This is a genomic window from Actinoplanes sp. CA-142083 (genome assembly GCF_050942195.1).
Lineage (GTDB): Bacteria > Actinomycetota > Actinomycetes > Mycobacteriales > Micromonosporaceae > Actinoplanes.
This window is the reverse complement of the sequence record NZ_CP192076.1, coordinates 5,856,971-5,874,319: the sequence shown is the minus strand read 5'-3', so window position 1 is coordinate 5,874,319 and position 17,349 is coordinate 5,856,971. Positions and strand designations below refer to the sequence as shown.

The 17,349-nt window shown below is 70.6% G+C and carries 19 protein-coding genes; 11 read left to right on the top strand and 8 right to left on the bottom strand.

What is annotated here, in order from left to right; genetic code table 11:
• Positions 1 to 159 precede the first annotated feature (159 nt).
• Both ACQPZX_RS27015 and ACQPZX_RS27010 read left to right on the top strand, forming a co-directional pair.
• Entirely contained in the window at positions 160 to 1,716 is a 1,557-nt protein-coding gene (locus tag ACQPZX_RS27015; protein WP_433360602.1) for a diguanylate cyclase domain-containing protein, read from the top strand.
• Positions 1,717 to 1,848: 132 nt separating this feature from the next.
• Positions 1,849 to 2,580 carry an AAA family ATPase gene (locus ACQPZX_RS27010; RefSeq protein WP_433360599.1) on the top strand — a complete coding sequence of 244 codons (732 nt, stop codon included), beginning with the start codon at positions 1,849 to 1,851 and terminating at the stop codon, positions 2,578 to 2,580.
• A 57-nt stretch (positions 2,581 to 2,637) separates the two neighbouring features.
• Here ACQPZX_RS27010 and ACQPZX_RS27005 read toward each other — a convergent pair whose 3' ends face one another.
• A complete protein-coding gene (locus tag ACQPZX_RS27005; RefSeq protein WP_433360596.1) occupies positions 2,638 to 3,546 on the bottom strand; it encodes an SDR family NAD(P)-dependent oxidoreductase in 909 nt (302 codons plus the stop codon).
• A 126-nt stretch (positions 3,547 to 3,672) separates the two neighbouring features.
• On the opposite strand from ACQPZX_RS27005, the gene ACQPZX_RS27000 reads away from it, so the two are divergent.
• A complete protein-coding gene (locus ACQPZX_RS27000; RefSeq protein ID WP_433385452.1) occupies positions 3,673 to 4,491 on the top strand; it encodes a helix-turn-helix transcriptional regulator in 819 nt (272 codons plus the stop codon).
• On the opposite strand, the gene ACQPZX_RS26995 is transcribed toward ACQPZX_RS27000, so the two are convergent.
• Together ACQPZX_RS26995 and ACQPZX_RS26990 are read right to left on the bottom strand one after the other, a co-directional pair.
• Entirely contained in the window at positions 4,488 to 4,985 is a 498-nt protein-coding gene (locus ACQPZX_RS26995) for an LURP-one-related/scramblase family protein (protein ID WP_433360593.1), read from the bottom strand. The two genes, ACQPZX_RS27000 and ACQPZX_RS26995, sit on opposite strands and share 4 nt — an antisense overlap.
• Positions 4,986 to 5,083: 98 nt before the next feature.
• Complete coding sequence (locus ACQPZX_RS26990) at positions 5,084 to 5,686, bottom strand: hypothetical protein (protein ID WP_433360590.1); 603 nt, start codon at positions 5,684 to 5,686, stop codon at positions 5,084 to 5,086.
• A 199-nt stretch (positions 5,687 to 5,885) separates the two neighbouring features.
• Here ACQPZX_RS26990 and ACQPZX_RS26985 point away from each other — a divergent pair, with 199 nt between their 5' ends.
• From ACQPZX_RS26985 to ACQPZX_RS26970, 4 genes are all read left to right on the top strand, one after another.
• A complete protein-coding gene (locus tag ACQPZX_RS26985; RefSeq protein ID WP_433360587.1) occupies positions 5,886 to 7,664 on the top strand; it encodes a glycoside hydrolase family 6 protein in 1,779 nt (592 codons plus the stop codon).
• Positions 7,665 to 7,760: 96 nt separating this feature from the next.
• Positions 7,761 to 8,231 (top strand): MarR family winged helix-turn-helix transcriptional regulator, encoded by a 471-nt coding sequence (locus ACQPZX_RS26980; RefSeq protein WP_433360584.1) that lies wholly within the window; start codon positions 7,761 to 7,763, stop codon positions 8,229 to 8,231.
• Entirely contained in the window at positions 8,231 to 8,830 is a 600-nt protein-coding gene (locus ACQPZX_RS26975; RefSeq protein WP_433360581.1) for a PH domain-containing protein, read from the top strand. The genes ACQPZX_RS26980 and ACQPZX_RS26975 overlap by 1 nt, the downstream gene beginning before the upstream one ends.
• A gap of 9 nt (positions 8,831 to 8,839) precedes the next feature.
• Positions 8,840 to 9,589 carry a PP2C family protein-serine/threonine phosphatase gene (locus ACQPZX_RS26970; RefSeq protein ID WP_433360578.1) on the top strand — a complete coding sequence of 250 codons (750 nt, stop codon included), beginning with the start codon at positions 8,840 to 8,842 and terminating at the stop codon, positions 9,587 to 9,589.
• Here ACQPZX_RS26970 and ACQPZX_RS26965 read toward each other — a convergent pair.
• The 5 genes from ACQPZX_RS26965 to ACQPZX_RS26945 all read right to left on the bottom strand — a co-directional run bounded on the left by ACQPZX_RS26965 (position 9,567) and on the right by ACQPZX_RS26945 (position 13,510).
• Complete coding sequence (locus tag ACQPZX_RS26965; protein ID WP_433360575.1) at positions 9,567 to 10,283, bottom strand: sugar phosphate isomerase/epimerase family protein; 717 nt, start codon at positions 10,281 to 10,283, stop codon at positions 9,567 to 9,569. The two genes, ACQPZX_RS26970 and ACQPZX_RS26965, sit on opposite strands and share 23 nt — an antisense overlap.
• Before the next feature lie 48 nt (positions 10,284 to 10,331).
• The gene (locus tag ACQPZX_RS26960) at positions 10,332 to 11,276 is read right to left on the bottom strand and encodes a carboxypeptidase-like regulatory domain-containing protein (protein ID WP_433360572.1); all 945 of its coding nucleotides are present in this window, start codon (positions 11,274 to 11,276) and stop codon (positions 10,332 to 10,334) included.
• 104 nt (positions 11,277 to 11,380) lie between these two features.
• On the bottom strand, positions 11,381 to 12,190 hold the full coding sequence (locus tag ACQPZX_RS26955; RefSeq protein WP_433360569.1) for a hypothetical protein: 810 nt from the start codon (positions 12,188 to 12,190) through the stop codon (positions 11,381 to 11,383).
• Positions 12,187 to 12,684, bottom strand: coding sequence for a SigE family RNA polymerase sigma factor (locus tag ACQPZX_RS26950; protein WP_433360566.1), 498 nt, complete (start codon positions 12,682 to 12,684; stop codon positions 12,187 to 12,189). Before ACQPZX_RS26950 ends, ACQPZX_RS26955 begins: the two co-directional genes overlap by 4 nt.
• 28 nt (positions 12,685 to 12,712) lie before the next feature.
• Positions 12,713 to 13,510 carry a PaaX family transcriptional regulator gene (locus ACQPZX_RS26945; RefSeq protein ID WP_433360563.1) on the bottom strand — a complete coding sequence of 266 codons (798 nt, stop codon included), beginning with the start codon at positions 13,508 to 13,510 and terminating at the stop codon, positions 12,713 to 12,715.
• Between the two features lie 57 nt (positions 13,511 to 13,567).
• Between ACQPZX_RS26945 and ACQPZX_RS26940 the strand changes: the two genes are divergently transcribed.
• The 4 genes from ACQPZX_RS26940 to ACQPZX_RS26925 are packed head-to-tail and all read left to right on the top strand — an operon-like array spanning position 13,568 to position 17,310.
• Complete coding sequence (locus ACQPZX_RS26940) at positions 13,568 to 14,479, top strand: SDR family NAD(P)-dependent oxidoreductase (protein WP_433360560.1); 912 nt, start codon at positions 13,568 to 13,570, stop codon at positions 14,477 to 14,479.
• A 1-nt stretch (position 14,480) separates the two neighbouring features.
• Positions 14,481 to 15,347, top strand: a complete 867-nt coding sequence (locus ACQPZX_RS26935; protein WP_433360557.1) for an amidohydrolase family protein — start codon at positions 14,481 to 14,483, stop codon at positions 15,345 to 15,347.
• A 10-nt stretch (positions 15,348 to 15,357) separates the two neighbouring features.
• Positions 15,358 to 15,810 (top strand): MaoC family dehydratase, encoded by a 453-nt coding sequence (locus tag ACQPZX_RS26930; RefSeq protein ID WP_433360554.1) that lies wholly within the window; start codon positions 15,358 to 15,360, stop codon positions 15,808 to 15,810.
• A gap of 3 nt (positions 15,811 to 15,813) precedes the next feature.
• The gene (locus ACQPZX_RS26925; protein WP_433360551.1) at positions 15,814 to 17,310 is read left to right on the top strand and encodes an acyl-CoA synthetase; all 1,497 of its coding nucleotides are present in this window, start codon (positions 15,814 to 15,816) and stop codon (positions 17,308 to 17,310) included.
• Positions 17,311 to 17,349 lie beyond the last annotated feature (39 nt).

The window sequence follows — 17,349 nt, the reverse complement described above, 5'->3', positions numbered from 1 at the left end:
ACAGTTCAACAAGGTTGCTCAGGTTACGTCAAGGTTTCATAAGGATCTATGTACATGCGGGCAATCCGTGTGACGCGCTGGGTGTGACGGGTGCAACCCAACTGCGACCGTGCCTCGATAAAGCCGCCTCCCCGGTTGCCGACCTTTACAGCCGTGAGCATGAGCAGCGGACCCACCGCCGTCCTCGGCTCGCCGGCAGAGCCCGAGGGCGCCGGCGACCCCCAGGACGCGCTGCTCGCTGAGCTCGTCACGTTCATGACCAAGGACACTCCGTCGGTGCAGCACGTCCTCGACGTCTCCGCGCCGTACCTGAAGGCCGCCGCCGGGCTCACCGCCGCGACAGTTTTCGAGCTCGACTCGGAAACCGGACTGCTCAACCCGACCGCGCGCCTCGGCGAGGCGGGCGGCCGGGACATGATCACCGCGGGCAAGGTGTTCCGGATGGCCGCCGGCGCGCGACCCCTGGTCGACGGCGATCGGATGGCCGTGCGGCTGCGCATCGGCGGGCAGACCGTCGGCGTGCTGCTGCTCACCGGCGCCCACCTGGACCTGCTGCGCCTCGCCACCCTCTCCCCGCTCGCCCTGCACTTCGCCACCACCCTGCAGGGACTGGCCGCCGAGAAACAGCGACAGTTCATGGCGCATGTTTCGCACATCGTGCGGCGACTGTTCGAGCAGGGCATGGAGGCCACCAGCGTCGAGGAGGCCGGCCGGATCCTGCTCGCCTCGGCCGCCGACGCCTTCCGCACCGACTACGGCGCGTTGTGCCTGCTCGACGCGGAGAAGCGCGTCCGGTACGTGCACACCGTCGGCCTTCCGGACGGCGACGAGAAGTTCGCCCACCTGATCGGCGAGCGGCTCACCGCATCCCCGGTGTGGCGCAGCATCGCCGAGGGCAAGCCGGCCCTGGTCGGCGACAAGGCGACCGCGCACGGGCTGACCGGCGGCTTCATCGACATGATGGGCCTGACCTCGTACGTCGCGTTCCCGATGCTTTCCGCCCAGGGCGCGGTCGGCATGATCATGTGCGGGGACGCCGGCGCCACCCGCGAGTGGAGCAGCCGCGACCGGATCCTGGCCGAGCAGCTCTCCGTCGAGGGCGCGCTGATCGTCGACAGCGCCGGGATGCGCCAGGCCGCCCAGGCGCACGTCGCGCAGCTGAGCCACCAGGCGTTCCACGACTCGCTGACCGGGCTGCCCAACCGGTCGTACCTGCTCGAGCGGGCCGAGCAGGCCGTCGAGCAGGCCGCCGCGACCGGCACCCGGGTCGCGCTGATGCTGCTCGACCTCAACGGCTTCAAGGAGGTCAACGACACCGCGGGCCACCAGGCCGGCGACGCGCTGCTGCAGCAGGTCGCCAAGCGGCTGCTCGGCGCGGTCCGCGACAACGACGTGGTGTCCCGCCTCGGCGGCGACGAGTTCGCCATCCTGCTCACCCGCGACCCCGACGACCAGGTCGCCACCGCCGTGGCCGGCCGGATCGTGGACCGCCTGCGCGAGCCGTTCACCATCGAGGGCAGCGCGGTGCAGATCGGCGGCAGCGTCGGCATCGCCCTGTTCCCGGACGACGCCAACGAGTACGAGGCGCTCATGCGCGGCGCCGACGCCGCCATGTACGAGGCGAAGCGGGACACGAAGCGGTTCGGCGGCGGCGCACGCCGTTTCATCGCTGGCGAAGACTCCGGCGGCGGGTGGGACCAGCCACGCTCTGCTTGACGCGTACCCCTCAGGGCCGTCTGAAACCCGGTGCTCCCGCTCTTCTCTCGCGACTCGGCCGGAACCCTTGCCATTTCTCAGACCGCACAGCGGCTCCGTTCGTGACTGGATACCCCGGATTATCGTGGGTCAATGACCCGGGCTCGGACGATTGTGCTCAACGGTGATCTCGGCGGCGGCAAGACGACGGTGTCGGTGATGCTGGCCGAGCGGCTCGGCGTGCGCCGGGTCAGCGTCGGCGACCTCTATCGGCAGATGGCGGCCGAGCACGGCATGACCGCGCTCGAGTTCAACCTGCACGCCGAGCTCGACGACAAGATCGACCACTACATCGACCAGCTGCAGCACGACATCGCCGCCTCCGGCGAGCGGCTCGTGGTGGACAGCCGGCTGGCCTGGTTCTTCTTCACCGACGCGTTCAAGGTGCACCTGGTCACCGACCCGGTGGTGGCGGCCCGGCGGGTGCTCGGCCGCCCGGCCGACGCGGTCGAGAGCTACGACGATCTCGACGAGGCCGTGCGGCAGTTGACGGCTCGCAGCGAGAGCGAGCGGCAGAGATTCCTGTCCCGGTACGGCGCCGACAAGACCCAGCTGCGCAACTACGACCTGGTCTGCGACACCACCCGCGCGACACCGCCGGAGATAGTCGCGCGGATACTTTCCATGCTAGACGGGCCCGCCGGTGCGCGGCCGGTGTGCTGTCTGGACCCGTGCCGGGTGCTCCGGACGCCGGAGACCGAGGACGACGGCGACATTGTCGTGCGATACGCGGCGCCGCACTTTCTCGCCGTACGCGGAAACTTGCGCCTGAAAGCGGCGATGCGCGACGGCGAAACGTTGACGCCGATGTTTCTGGCCGGCTAAGGCCGGTTTCATGACTGGGGTGGGAGCCGCAGCCCCGCCTCAGTCATGAAACCGGCCTTAGCGGCGGGCCACGTCGAGCAGCTCCGCGGTGGCCTCCCACAGGCGGCGCTCGCGGGCCGGGTCGTGGGCGATCGGGTGCACCTCGGTCACCTTGCCGCGCACGACGAAGGCGCCGTCGCGCAGGGACGCCCATTTCGGGTCGAGGGCCATCGACGCCAGGATCGGGCCGGAGTTGGCGGGGGTGGCCACGCCGGGGATGCGGGAAATGCCGCGCATGATCGCCTGAAGTGGGGCGGGGGCGTCGCGGCCGAGGGCGGTGCCGGGCATCCAGCCGGGCTCGTAGACCGAGACGTTGACGCCGGCGGGAGCACGGCGCTGCAGCTCGTGGGCGTAGTAGAGGATGGCCAGCTTGGCGTTGGAGTAGGCGACGCCGGAAGCGGTCATGCCGGGGGCCTCGTCGCCGCTCGCGGGGCGGGCCAGGTCGATGGGGTCGCGCCACTGGGCCTCGGGGACGTGGAGGAGGCGGCGCCAGAAGTTGGCCTGGTAGGTGTTCGAGCCGAGCAGGACGACGCGGGCGGGGGCGGTGAGCGACGGCAGCAGGGCGGCGATGAGCTGGGCGTGGGCCAGGTAGTTGACGGCGAAGGTCAGCTCGTGGCCGTCGGCGGAGGCGCGGCGGGTGTCGGAGGACATGGCGCCGGCGTTGGCTACCAGGGCGGCGAGCGGGCCGGATTTCAGTAGCTCCCGGACGGTGGCGGCGGCGTCGCGCACGTCGGCGAGGCGGGACAGGTCGGCGGGGATGGTATGGACCCGGGCGCCGCGGGCGCGGGCCTCGCCGGCTACCTGGGTGAGGGCCTCGCCGCCGCGGCCGATCAGCAGGAGGTCGGGGTGGGTGGGGTGGGCGGCCATGGCCAGGGTGGCGGCGCGGCCGAGGCCGCGGGTCGGGCCGGTGATCAGCACGGATGTCATGGAACGAGCTTGGGCCGGTCGCGCGGGGACAGGCAGACGTCCGGTTTTCGTAGGACTGGCAGGGCCAGGACAACCGGTGCGGGGGCGCGGAGACTGGGAGCCGTGGAGACGTGGGAGTTCGGGCGGATGCTGCGGCGGTGGCGGGACCGGGTCGCGCCCGAGGCTGTCGGGGTGCCGGTCGGGCGTCGCCGCCGGGCCAGTGGGCTGCGGCGTGAGGAGCTGGCGGGGCTCGCGGGGATCTCGGCCGACTATCTGACCCGGCTCGAGCAGGGGCGGGCCACCGCGCCGTCGGCGCAGGTCGTGGAGGCGCTGGCGCGGGCGCTGCGGCTGCCGGACAGCGAGCGCGACCTGCTCTACCGGCTGGCGGGGCACGTCGCGCCGGGGCTCGACGTGGTGCCGTCGCGGGTGACGCCCAGCGTGCAGCGGCTGCTCGACCGGCTGGCCCACACGCCGGTCGTGGTCTACGACGCGTCGTGGACGCTGGTCATGGCCAACGCGCCCTACGACGCTCTGATGGGCGAGACGACCGCGTGGCGCGGGATCGAGCGGAACGCGATCTGGCGCAACCTCGCCGGGCCGGGCGGGCGGGTCGTGCACAGCACGCGGGAGCAGGCCGAGCACGAGGCGCGGCTGGTCGCGGACCTGCGGCTGACGGCCTCGCGGTACCCGGCCGACCGCGAGCTGAAGAAACTGATCGGCGAGCTGGCGGCGGCGTGCCCGCGGTTCACCGAGCTGTGGGAGGCCGACGCGCCGCCGCCGCTGCCGGAACCGTCCAAGCGGAAAGTTGTCGACCATCCGGCGACCGGGCGGATCACCCTGGACTGCGACACGCTGATCGTGGCGCTCGACGACCTGCGCATCACGGTTTACACGGCCGAGCCGGGCACCGAGGACGCCGAGCGGCTCGCGCTGGCGATCGTCCTCGGCACCCAGAGCCTCGTCTAATCGGACGGGTTGGCGTCCTTCTCGCGATCCAGGGCAAGATCAAGAGCCAGGACACCGGCGATGATGAGCAGCGGGTTGATCCCTTCGGCGATTTTGACCGCGTACGTGTCGCGCACTGTCAGCCAGCGCTTCGAGACCGCGGCCACCTCGTCGCCGTCCTGCTCGATGACGTACTCGTGGTCGAGCAGGTCGCCCTTCATCTCCAGATCGTCGGGGCCGGGAACGTCGATGGTGAACTTGTCGCGGAACGGGGTGAAAAGTTTCTTGCGGACCTCGGCCGCCTTCTCGCCCCCGATGCGGATCTCGTAGGTCGCGCGCAGGGCGATCAGCTGGCGGTGCACCGAGGCGACCTCCTCGCCGGACGGGTCCTCGATCACGACCCGGCCGCGGACGCTGAAGACCTTGCCGTCGACGCGGTAGAGCTTGTTGCCGTGCTCGTCGAGCACGTCGAAGTCGTCGCCGATCGCGAAAAAACGCTCCCTGATCAAGTACATGGGGAGGATTGTCCACCCGCCGGCCCGGCGGCCGGGTGCGGCCTCGCGCCGCGCCTGGCCGGTCCGGCACGGCGGTGAAGCCGCCTCTGCGGTGGTGATCAGGCGAAACCTCGTACGTTATCGTCCTGGTTTTGATTTCTTGCCTCGGCCACATCGGCGAGCAAGCGGTCCCACTCGGCGTCCTCGCGCAGCGGAATCCGGTGGGTGACCTGGGAGTTCGTGTATTCCCACCAGGCTGCCACGCGGACCGGCCACAGGCCCATGCGGATCGCGCCGCGCAGGAAGCAGCGGTGGGCCAGCAGCGTGGCGGCGAGCATGTCGGGCTCCAGAGCCTCGGTGTCGATCGCCTTGCCGAGGGCGCGCACGTCGCGGTGCATCTCGGAGTAGGCGATCAGCGACGGCATCGCCGGCACGACCAGGTCGGCGTCCTCGGCGATCAGGTCGTCGGCGTAGGACGGGGTGAAGACCAGGTCGTCGACGGTCACGATCAGCGGGAGAATTTCGCGGCCGCGGCGGACGTCGAGCTGCACGGCGGGCGCCTGGGTGGGCACGAAGACGTCGGCGGCGTCGACCACGTCGTCGGGATCGAGCGACGCGGTGTCGCCCAGCGCCGGAACGTGGATGTGCAGAGCACCCCGCCGTATCGTGACGTCAAGGCCGGGGACCTCGGACAACGCCTCGGTCAGTTCGTAGCTCCGCATGCAGCCGTTATACGTCACGAGCGCGAGCCGCTCGCGGGCGGTGGAAAGAATGTTTCTGCGGGGTGTCGTAATCATTGCGGTGGGAGCGCTCCCATGTAATGCTGTGCACACAGCCGGGAGCGATGCCCCTCGATACGCGAACGGCTGATCCCCCTGGCGCGAAGGGTGCGCCACTTCGCATGTCTCGAGGAGCCACCACATGAGACCTGTCCTCATCCGCGGACTGACCGCGGCTGCCGCGGCCTCACTCGTCACCGGTCTGGGCATCTTCGCCGCGACCAGCGCGAGTGCGGCCGCCGGCTGCCGGGTCGACTACACGGCGAACTCCTGGAACACCGGGTTCACCGCGAATCTGAACGTCACCAACCTGGGCGACCCGATCTCGGGCGGCTGGAACGTCACCTGGACGTTCCCGGGCAACCAGCAGGTCACCCAGGGCTGGAGCGCGACGATCACGCAGTCCGGCGCGAACGTCACGGCGACCAACCCCTCCTGGTCGTCCGGGATCGCCACCAACGCCAGCGTGAGTTTCGGCTTCAACGCCAACTACTCGGGCACCAACACCGCGCCGTCGTCCTTCAAGCTCAACGGCGTGGCCTGCACGGGCGGCACCGGGCCGACGACGGGGCCGACCACCCCGCCGACGACGCCTCCGACCACCCCACCGACCACCCCGCCGACCACGCCCCCGACGACGCCGCCGACCACCGGCAACCCGGGCACCAAGGTCGACAACCCCTACGCGGGGGCGAAGGGCTACGTCAACCCGGAGTGGAAGGCCAAGGCCGAGTCGGTCTCCGGCGGCAGCCGCGTCTCCAACAACCCGACCGCGGTGTGGCTCGACCGGATCGCCGCGATCGAGGGCACGAGCGGCTCGAGCTCCAACGGCTCGATGGGCCTGCGCGCCCACTTGGACGCCGCTGTCTCCCAGGGCGCCGGCTACATCCAGCTGGTGATCTACAACCTGCCCGGACGGGACTGCGCCGCGCTCGCCTCCAACGGTGAGCTCGGGCCGACAGACCTGCCGCGGTACAAGGCGGAGTACATCGACCCGATCGCCGCGATCGAGGCCGACGCGAAGTACAAGAACCTGCGGATCATCAACATCGTCGAGATCGACTCGCTGCCGAACCTCGTCACCAACACGTCCGGTCAGGCCGGCGCCACGGCGATGTGCGACACGATGAAGGCCAACGGCGGATACGTGCAGGGCATCGGCTACGCGCTGAACAAGCTCGGCGCGATCGGCAACGCCTACAACTACGTGGACGCCGCTCACCACGGCTGGATCGGCTGGGACTCGAACTTCGGCCCGACCGCGGACATCATGCTGCAGGCCGCGCAGGCCTCCGGCAGCGTCAACAACGTCACCGGCTTCATCACCAACACGGCGAACTACTCCGCCCTGCAGGAGCCGTACTTCACCATCGGCAGCTCGGTGAACGGCACCAGCGTCCGGCAGAGCAAGTGGGTCGACTGGAACCAGTACGTCGACGAGCTCTCGTTCGCCCAGGCGTTCCGCACCAAGCTGGTGTCGGTCGGCTTCCCGTCCAACATCGGCATGCTGATCGACACGTCCCGCAACGGCTGGGGCGGCTCGGCCCGCCCGACCAAGGCGAGCACGTCGACCAACGTGGACACCTTCGTCAACGAGTCGCGCATCGACCGCCGGATCCACGCCGGCAACTGGTGCAACCAGTCCGGCGCCGGCCTCGGTGAGCGCCCGAAGGCCGCCCCGGCCTCCGGCATCGACGCCTACGTCTGGGTCAAGCCCCCGGGCGAGTCGGACGGCTCGAGCTCCCTCATCCCCAACAACGAGGGCAAGGGCTTCGACCAGATGTGCGACCCGACCTACACCGGTAACGCCCGCAACGGCAACAGCATGAGCGGTGCGCTTCCGAACGCACCGATCTCGGGCGCGTGGTTCCCCGCTCAGTTCACGCAGCTGATGCAGAACGCGTACCCGCCGCTCTCGTAACCCGCCCCCATAACCGCCGGGCCCCGCTCTCTTCCCACGAGGAGCGGGGCCCGGTGTTTTGCGGCCCGGGGTCGTTGGTGAGCTATGCTCACTATGATGAACGCTCACTTACCCGCCGGCGAGGACGCCCGCTTCGCCGCCGCGCTCGATCGGCTCCTGTTGCTGACGGCGATGCTCAACGACGACATGCACCGCGGCCTCGCCGCCGATGGGCTGACGCCGTCGCGCACGTCGTTGCTGTGGACCCTGCGCAGGCTTGGGCCGTCGCCGCAGAAAGACATCGCCGCCGCTATGAAGGTGAGCGCCCGCACGGTCACCGGGCTGGTGGACGGGCTGGTCGCGACGGGGTTTGTCACGCGGGAGGAGCACCCTTCCGACCGCCGGGCGTTTCTGGTCTCTTTCACGGCGCTGGGGACCGCCGCCGTCGACAAGCTGGAGGCCGAGCAGCGCGACTTCTCGCGGCGGCTTTTCGCTCACATGCCGGCCTCGCGGCTCGACGGGTTGGTTGCGGGGCTGGACGACGTGCTGGCAACGCTGTACGCGCTGGGGTTGAGGAGTCCGTTCTGATGAAGCTCGTCAAGTTCGTCGTCATGTACGAGGTACGGCTGTGGATCGCCCTGTATCGGTGGCTGTTCCGGCGACCGGCGCCCGTTCCGCCCGGGAGCGAAAGTTTCCAGTACTCGGGCGCCGTCATGACGATCCTCGTCGCGTTCATCGTGGTGTCGGCGCTGGAGATCCCGATCCTGCATCTCATGCTGCCGTGGGAGCTCGTCCGCGTTCTTTCGCTGGCCGTGGGGTTCTACGGGCTGTTCTGGATGTTCGGCCTCCTCGCCACGATGCGCGTCTACCCGCACCTGGTGGGGCCGGACGGGTTGCGGATCCGGAACTCGCTGACGCTCGACCTGCCGATCCCGTGGGAAGACGTCCGGGAGATCCGGTCGAGGGGCCGTTCGCTGCCGCCCGGCGGAAAGACCCAGTTCGAAGGCGGCGTCCTGTCGTTCGGGTTGGCGAGCGGCACCACGGTCGACGTCGTTCTCGCGCGTCCGCTCGTCCTGCCCGTCAAGCAGACCCTTGGCGAGCCGGTCACCGAGATCCGGTTCCACGCCGACACGCCCGACGCCCTCGTCGCCGCGGCCCGGGCCCACATGCGCACGGAAGTGGGCTAAGAAAGGCACGTGGATATTTCCAAGGTCGCCTGGGCCGCGGCGGGCCGGCGGCTGACCGCGGCGGCCGGGTCGGTGACCGGCAATCGTTACCGGGACAACTACGACGTGCTGCATCTGGACCCGGGACGGGTGCTGGCGGTGGTGGCCGACGGGATGGGCGAGGGTCCCGGCAGCGCCGCCGCCGGCCGGACGGCCGTCGACGTCTTCGTGCGCGATGTGCCGGTGACTTGCGGTCCTGCCGCGCTGCGGGTCGCGGTCGATCAGGCCCAGCAGGAGGTACGCCGGGCGGCGCGCACCCTCGACGAGCTGACCGGCTGCACGATGACGGCTTTCGTGGCCGACGCGCACGCGGCCGCGTGGATCGTGCAGATCGGCGACTCCCGGGCGTACCGGCTGCGCGACGGCCTGCTGGAGCTGCTGACCGCCGATCACACGGTCGCCTGGGTGGGGTTGCTGCACGGCTGGTTCGCGCACGACTCGGACGACGCGCGGATGGCGCGCTACCGCCTGACCCGGTACGTCGGTCACCCGGAAGGCCCCGAGCCGGACGTCCTGAACGTCTCGCTCCGGCCGGGGGACGTCTATCTGCTCTGCTCCGACGGGGTGAGCGACCAGCTCTCCTTCGAGCGGCTGATCCAGCTGCTGGGGACCAACCCGGATCCGGCGGCCGCGGTCCACTTCATGCTGGAGGACACCCTCGAGGCCGGCGGAGCCGACAACGCCACCGCCGTGGTGATCAAAGTCGAGCCGACGATCTGAGCAGTTCGATGGCGCCGGCTATCGCCTCGTCGATGGGGGCGGCGTCTTCGTGCCAGCGGGCCTCGTGTTCCAGGACGACCGGCACGTCTCTGGCGAGCGCGAGCACCTCGGCCAGGGGGACGGCGCCCGTGCCGGGCACCAGGGGCGTGAGGTCGGTGCGTGAGGCGACGTCCTTGATCTGGATCTCCGCCAGCCAGGGGCCGAGGGCGGCGGCGGTCTCGGCCGGGGTTTCGCCGGCGCGCCAAGGGTGCAGGGCGTCCCAGATCGCGCCGACGCCGGGCACTTGCGCGAGCACTTGGGCCAGGTCGGCGCCGCGCAGGTAGGCGTCGTGGGTCTCGACCAGGAGCCGGACGCCGTTCGCCCTTGCGGCTGCCTCCGCGAGCGCGGGACTCAGGTCGCCGTTGCCGGGCATGAGCCGCAGGGCCGGCGCGCCGAGGTCGAGCGCGAGGTCGAGGTGGGCGTCCAGGCCGGCCGCGCCGTCGGAGAGGTTGACGTAGGTGGCGAGGCCGGTCAGCGTCAGCCCCTCGAGATCCCGCCGGGCCTGCCGGCGTTCCCGCCCGCTCAGCCCGACGTGCACGGGCTCGTCGTCGGCGCAGCGCAGCTGAACCGCGCCGATCCCGTGCCGGCGCAACAGGGTGCGCACCTCGGGGAGGGGCAGTCCGGGGCAGCCGAGCGTGGAAACGGCGAAGACCATGAACGCAATGATCCCCGGGCCGCCGCGGCGACCCGGGGATCCGTTGACCTACAGCGGAAGGAGCTGGTCGTCGACCGTGGTGACGGCGCCGAGGCTCAGGGTGAAGGTGGCGGCCTCGTCGTAGGAGAGGGCCTGGTGCGCCCACTGCTCCTGGCCGTCGGCGGTGCGGAACCAGACTTTGATCTCGGCCGGGCTGAGCTTCTCGAAACGGTAGCGGCCGTCCGCGTCCGTGGTGCTCACGAGCTCGTACGCGGTGGTGGTGTCGATGAAGTGGACCTGCGCCCCCGCTGCAGGTGCACCGGTCGCGTCGGTGAGACGGCCGGTCAGCGACGCGGCCGCGAGCAGCTGATCGTCGACGCGCAGCGTGCGGCCGGAACGGACGGTGTAGTGCCGGGCCTGGGTGCGGTCCAGCGTGCGCGGTGAGTACTGCCGCAGGTTGCCGTCCTGGAACCCGATGACGTACGCGTCGCCCGGCGGAACCTTCAGCGAGTAGGTGCCGTCGGCCGCCGTGGTGGTGTTCCAGGTGCGGGCCTGGTTGTCGTCGTCGGCGCTGACCGCGATACCGGCGGCGGGGCGGCCCGCCGGGGTGGTGACCCGGCCGGTGACGACGCCGGCGGCCGTCACGACGCTGGTGGCCCGGGTGGTGCGGCCGGCCGCGACGGTGTAGGTGCGGGCGTCGGCCGGGTTGCCGACGCGGCCGGGCGCCCACTCGGTCCAGCCCCCGAGGCCGATCTGGATCTGGTAGCTGCCCTCGTCGAGACCGGTGACGCGAAACTTTCCGGCGGCGTCGGTGTGCGTGACGGCGACCGGGCCGCTGGGCTGGGTGGGCGGGTAGACGGTGATCTCCGAGTTCGCCACGACGGCGCCCTTGGTGTCGCGGACCGAGCCGGAGATGCTGCCCGTGCCGGTGTCGGCCAGCGCGGGCGTAGCGACTCCGGTGGCCGCGATCGCAGCCGCGAGAGTGACGGTGGTGATCATCCTGATGGGTCGCACTTGACCTTGTTCCTTCCCCCGTAGGTGGTGTGCACAGGACGCTAATGGGGGACGGGGCGCGGTCACGCGATCGCGCGGAGTGATGGCACGGATCCGGGAGTGTCCTAATGGGAGGCGAAGTTGCCGTACACGTGGATCCGCTTGTGTTCCACCGAGGTCACATAGGACTCGTACGTGTCGTCGGCGGCGTCGCGCCGGCCGGCGCTGTACTTCGCGGCGAAGACGTAGGTGCCGGACTTGAGCGTGGCGCCTTCGCGCATGACGAAGTGGTAGAGCAGCGCGCCCGGTTCTTTCGTGACCGTGGCGGTGATGGTTTCGTCCGGAGCCACGAAGCCTGCGGACGAAGGATTCGCGGAGGTCAGGGTCACCCGGATCGTCAGGTCGAGCTCGGTGAGGTCGGCGCCGGGCTTGAGGGTCACCTCGCTGCGGCCCGGCGCGGGGATCGAGCCGTCCGACCACAGGCTGCCCTTCTCGGCCTGGGTGTCGCCGGGGTGGCCGCGCACGGGACTGGCCGACGGGGTCACCGCCGACGTTCCGGCCTTTGACCCGCCTTGCGGGCCGCCCGGCGTGCTGGGCGTCGTGGCGCCGGCCGTCACGCGCGGGCCGGTCGTGGCGGGCCTGGCGGGAGCCGAAGTGGCGGTGGCGACCTCGCTCGGGGACGCGGCGGCCAGTGGGGGCGGGGGCGCCGGGTCTCGGTCGCCGGCCAGGACCCACTTGGCGACGCCGCCGAGGCCGAGCACCAGCAGCACGCCGAGGGCCGAGCCGGCCAGGCGCAGGAGACGGCCGCGCGCGGCGGCGGGGCCGTTTGCTGCGCCGGCGCGGTTGGCGGCGACGCGGTTGAGCATCGCGGTGCGGTCCGGCGTGTGGGAGTCGCGCTCCTCGCGCAGCGCGTCGCGCAGGAAGTCGTCGCTCACCGGGCCACCTCCGTCTTGAGGTCCTTGAGCAGGTCGGCCAGCTGCTTCGCGCCGCGGGAGGTCTGCGACTTCACCGCGCCGACCGAGATGCCGAGGACGTCGGCGACCTCCCGCTCGGACAGGTCGAAGGCGTACCGCAGCACCACGCACGCGCGCCGCCGGTAGGGCAGCCGATTGAGCGCGGTGCGCACATCAAGCACGGCCGGGACGTCGGGGCTGGGGGCGCGGTCGCCGCCGAGGCCGATCAGCGTCAGGCCGCGCCGGGCGCGGCCCTGCCGCCGGATCCAGTTGCGGGTGAGGTTGGCGACGATGCCTTTCGCGTACGCGGCGGGGTCGCCGCTCGCCACGACCCGGTCCCAGTGTTTCCACACCTCGGTGAGCGCGTCGGCGGCCAGGTCGTCGGCCACGGTCCGGTCGCCGCTGAGCAGGAAGGCCAGGCCGGAAAGGGCGGCGTGGTGCTTCTCGAAGAAGGCGTGGAAGGCCTGGTCGCGCACCGCACCTCCCTGGCTCCTCCGCGAAAGATCAGCCCGGTGACGATAGCGGAAGCGGGTCGAGCAGGTCATCGGCGACCGCTCGGGCCGGTGCGCGAAAGGCCTGCTCTCTTTCGCGGAAAACTTTCTGGGCGCGGGCGGCGGGCCAGTCGCCGGGGAGATGCTCCAGCGGCAGTCTCGGATCGCGCCTGATGGCGTCGAGCCACTCCGCGATCAGGCAAAGTCGCTCGGCGAGGGGGTCGCCGCCGGGCACGGCTCTTTCCCAGCGGGCGAGAAACTCGTGATAGCGGCCGGCCAGCTCCGGCAGGTCGTAGGCGTCTCCGATCAGATCGGAGATGTCGGTCTTGGTGTCGGCCTCGGCGAAGAAGACGCGGGCGTGCCCTTTCAGGCCGAGCGACGAAACTATCCCGGCCGCGTCGACCCGGCCGGGCGCGATCCACAGGCCGCCCTGCACCGGGCCGAAGCCGGACCAGGCGAGACGCGAGCGCAGGTCGTGCCGCTCGCGCTGCATCGACTCGGGCAGCGAGAAACTCAGCAGCGTCCACCTGCCGTCCCACCGGTCGTTGACCGCGCCGTCGTGCCAGATGCGGGCGCGGCCGTCGCGCAGGATCGCCGACGACCGCCCGGTGAGGCCGAAATACATCTTCCGGCCGACCGGCCGCCGGTGCAGCAGGTCGCGCCCGACCATGCGGCTCAGCGTCGAGCGGGTGGCGTGGGTGGAGACGCCGGCCCGGCCGAGCGCGTCGATGATGCCGCCGGCGCCCAGGCAGACGTCCTGGTCGAGCGCGTAGGTGCCGAAGAGCATGAGCATCAGGTCCTGCGGTTGCATGCCGCAATGTTAGGCACATTGTTGACGGCCGTGAAGCTGGCGCCTAACTTCGGAGGCGTGGACGACATCAATCTCACCGGCAAGGTGGCCATCGTGACCGGCAGCGGCCGCGGGCTCGGTCTGGCGTACGCGAAAGCACTCTCCGCCGCGGGCGCGTCCGTGGTGGTCAACGACATGGACAAGACGGCGGTCGACGAGGCGGTCTCGGCGCTGCCGGGCGCTGCCGTCGGCGTGACCGCGGCGGTCGGCGACAGCGAAAGCGCCGACCGGCTTGTCGCGGCCGCGGTGGAAAGTTTCGGGCGGCTGGACATCCTGGTCACCAACGCCGGGATCCTGCGCGACCGGGTGCTGTGGAAGATGAGCGACGACGACTTCGACGAGGTCGTCCGCGTCCATCTGCGCGGCACGTTCACCTGCGCGCGGGCCGCCGCGGTGCGGATGCGCGAGCAGGGCGAGGGCGGCCGGATCATCCTGATCTCGTCGCCGGCCGGCCAGCGCGGCAACTTCGGGCAGACCAATTACGCCGCCGCGAAGGCCGGGATCGCCGCGATGGCCCGCACCTGGGCGATGGAGCTGGCGCGCAACGAGATCTCCGTGAACGCTGTCGTGCCGGTCGCCGCGACCGCGATGACGCGCACGATTCCCGCTTTCGCGAAACTCATCGAGGAGTCCGAGAACACGGGTGAGCCGCTGCCCGCGTGGGTGCGCCGCGACGAGGGCCTCGGCAGCGTCGACGACGTGACCGGCCTGGTGGTCTTCCTCGCCTCCGACGCGGCGAAGGGCATCACCGGGCAGGCGATCGGGGTCGGCGGGGACCGGCTCGCGCTGTGGGCCCATCCGCAGGAGAAGAGCGTCGCCTTCAGCGACGGAGGGTGGAGCGCCGCTGCCATCGCCGCCGGCTGGTCGTCGGGTGTCGGTGCTTCGCCGGAGACGTACGGGATCCCAGCCCCGAAGCCGCCGGCGGGTTGACGTGGATCTCGAGTCATTGGTCGCCATTGACGTCCACGCCCACGCCGAAGTCGGGCGGGACGGGCACACGTCGCTGAGCTCCACGCTGCTGGCGGCCTCGGAGGCTTACTTCAAGGCGCACGGGCACCGGCAGCCGACGGTCGACGAGATGGCGGCCTACTACCGCGAAAGGCGGATGGCGGCCGTGGTGTTCACGGTCGACGCGGCGTTCGCGACCGGGCATCCGCCGATCCGGAACGAGGAGGTCGCGGAAAGCTGCGCCGAGCATCCCGACGTGCTGATCCCGTTCGCGAGCATCGACCCGCACCGGGGCCGGGCCGGCGCCCGCGAGGCGCGCCGCCTGGTCGAGGAGCACGGCGTGCGCGGGTTCAAGTTCCACCCGAGCCTGCAAGGTTTCTCGCCGGACGACCGGATGGCGTACCCGCTCTACGAGACGATCGAGGACCTCGGGGTGCCGGCGCTGTTCCACACCGGACAGACCGGGATCGGGGCGGGCGTGCCTGGCGGCGGCGGGATCCGGCTGCGGTACTCGAACCCGATGCTGGTGGACGACGTGGCCGTGGACTTCCCCGAGCTGCGGATCATCCTCGCCCACCCGTCCTTTCCCTGGCAGGACGAAGCCCTTGCGGTCGCGACCCACAAGCCGTACGTGTATATCGACCTCTCCGGATGGTCGCCCAAGTACTTCCCCCCGCAGCTCGTGCGCTACGCCAATACGTTGTTGCAGGACAAGGTCCTGTTCGGCTCCGACTACCCGGTACTCACCCCCGACCGCTGGCTCGCCGACTTCGACCAGCTCGACATCAAGCCCGCGGTCCGCCCCAAGATCCTCAAGCTCAACGCCGCCCGTCTTCTGAACCTCGCCTGAAGGAGATCCCATGGTCACTGTGAACGGACTCGACGAGCTGAAGGCCCTGGCCGGCAAGGACCTCGGGCACAGCTCCTGGCTCGAGATCACCCAGGAGCGGGTGAACACGTTCGCCGACGCCACCGACGACCACCAGTGGATCCACGTCGACGTCGACCGCGCCGCGTCCGGCCCCTTCGGCGGTCCCATCGCCCACGGGTACCTCACCTTGTCGCTGGTCATCCCGCTGTTCGGCGAGATCCTCAAGGTCGAGGGCGTCAAGATGGGCGTCAACTACGGCCTCGAGAAGGTGCGCTTCCCGCACCCGGTGCCGGTCGGCTCGAAGATCCGGCTCAACGCCAAGGTCGTGTCGGTGGAGGACGTCGCCGGGGGCACCCAGAGCACGTTCGACTTCACGGTGGAGATCGACGGCGTGGCCAAGCCGGCCTGCGTGGCCCGCACGGTCTACCGGCAATACGTCTGAGCCATGCGCAACCTAGGGCTCGGCTCCTGGCCCGCGCGGCGGGCCGCGATCTCGCCGGACCGGGTGGCGCTGCTCTTCGGCGATCGGCCGACGACGTACGCGTCCCTGCACGATCGGGTGTCCCGCCTCGCCTCCCAGCTCGTGGAGGCGGGCGTCGAGGCGGGGGACCGGGTCGCTTATCTCGGGCCGAACCATCCCGCTTTCGTGGAAACCATGTTTGCCACGTACGCGATCGGCGGGATTTTCGTGCCCTTGAATTTCCGGCTGACCGCGCCGGAGATCGACTACCAGCTGGGGGACAGTGGGGCCCGCGTCCTGGTGTACGGGCCGGAGTGCGCCGCGACAGTTTCCGCCTCGGCTCGCTTTCTCGATCTCGCGGTGCCGCTCCCGGCGTACGAGAAAATGATCTCCGACGGAAAGCCGGCGGCGCACGACGTCGCGGTGACCCTCGACCAGCCCGCGTGCATTCTCTATACGTCCGGGACCACCGGGCGGCCCAAGGGGGCCGTGCTCACCCACGGGAACGTGATCTGGAACAGCTACAACGTGCTGGTCTGCGTCGACGTCGCGGGCGACACGGTGACGCTGACGAGCGCGCCGCTCTTTCACGTGGCGGCGCTCAACCAGTGCCTGCTGCCGACGTTCCTCAAGGGCGGCTGTTCGGTGCTCATGCCGTCGTGGGACGTGGACGCATGCTTCGACCTCATCGAGCGCCACCGCGTGACGTGGATGTTCGGCGTGACGACGATGTTCGCGGGGCTCGCGCAGTCGCCACGTTTCCACGAAAGCGACCTGAGCTCGGTGCGAAACATGATGGTGGGCGGGTCGGCGGTGCCGAGCGCGCTGATCCGCGCCTACCAGGAGCGCGGGCTCACCTTCTGCCAGGGCTACGGGATGACCGAGACCGCGCCGGGGGCAACTTTCCTGGAGGCGACGGAAAGTTCCGCGCATGCCGGCTCGGCCGGGGTACCGGTGATGTTCGCGGACGTGCGCTGCGTGCGGCCCGATCTCACGGACGCGGCGGTGGGTGAGCCGGGGGAGGTGCAGGTGCGCGGGCCGAACGTGTCGCCCGGGTACTGGCGGGATCCGCGGGCGACGGCGCAGGCGTTCACCGAGGACGGGTGGCTGCGGACCGGTGACATCGCGGTGGTCGACGAGGACGGGCACTACCGGATCGTCGACCGGCTCAAGGACATGTTCGTTTCCGGCGGCGAGAACGTCTACCCGGCCGAGGTGGAGGCGGCGATCTTCGAGCACCCGGCGGTGCTGGAGGCCGCGGTGGTCGGGGTGCCGGACGAGAAGTGGGGTGAGGTGGGGCGCGCTTTCGTGGTGCTGGCGCCCCGCGCGTCACTTTCGCTGGCGGAGTTGACGGAGTTTCTCGGCTCGCGGCTCGGCCGGTACAAGATCCCGAAATACCTCGACGTGATGGAGTCGCTGCCGCGCACGGGGTCGAACAAGGTGCGGAAGGCGCCGTTGCGGGAGTTGCCGCTGCCGAACTGACGCGCTCACGGTTGCCGGCCGCCGCGGCTTCTGCGCGGT

Bases quoted from the DNA above. Each gene is read 5' to 3' on its own strand.
- ACQPZX_RS27015 (WP_433360602.1), top strand. From the start codon at position 160: ATGAGCAGCGGACCCACCGCCGTCCTCGGCTCGCCGGCAGAGCCCGAG.
- ACQPZX_RS27010 (WP_433360599.1), top strand. From the start codon at position 1,849: ATGACCCGGGCTCGGACGATTGTGCTCAACGGTGATCTCGGCGGCGGC.
- ACQPZX_RS27005 (WP_433360596.1), bottom strand. From the start codon at position 3,546: ATGACATCCGTGCTGATCACCGGCCCGACCCGCGGCCTCGGCCGCGCC.
- ACQPZX_RS27000 (WP_433385452.1), top strand. From the start codon at position 3,673: ATGCTGCGGCGGTGGCGGGACCGGGTCGCGCCCGAGGCTGTCGGGGTG.
- ACQPZX_RS26995 (WP_433360593.1), bottom strand. From the start codon at position 4,985: ATGTACTTGATCAGGGAGCGTTTTTTCGCGATCGGCGACGACTTCGAC.
- ACQPZX_RS26990 (WP_433360590.1), bottom strand. From the start codon at position 5,686: ATGCGGAGCTACGAACTGACCGAGGCGTTGTCCGAGGTCCCCGGCCTT.
- ACQPZX_RS26985 (WP_433360587.1), top strand. From the start codon at position 5,886: ATGAGACCTGTCCTCATCCGCGGACTGACCGCGGCTGCCGCGGCCTCA.
- ACQPZX_RS26980 (WP_433360584.1), top strand. From the start codon at position 7,761: ATGAACGCTCACTTACCCGCCGGCGAGGACGCCCGCTTCGCCGCCGCG.
- ACQPZX_RS26975 (WP_433360581.1), top strand. From the start codon at position 8,231: ATGAAGCTCGTCAAGTTCGTCGTCATGTACGAGGTACGGCTGTGGATC.
- ACQPZX_RS26965 (WP_433360575.1), bottom strand. From the start codon at position 10,283: ATGGTCTTCGCCGTTTCCACGCTCGGCTGCCCCGGACTGCCCCTCCCC.
- ACQPZX_RS26945 (WP_433360563.1), bottom strand. From the start codon at position 13,510: ATGCAACCGCAGGACCTGATGCTCATGCTCTTCGGCACCTACGCGCTC.
- ACQPZX_RS26930 (WP_433360554.1), top strand. From the start codon at position 15,358: ATGGTCACTGTGAACGGACTCGACGAGCTGAAGGCCCTGGCCGGCAAG.
- ACQPZX_RS26925 (WP_433360551.1), top strand. From the start codon at position 15,814: ATGCGCAACCTAGGGCTCGGCTCCTGGCCCGCGCGGCGGGCCGCGATC.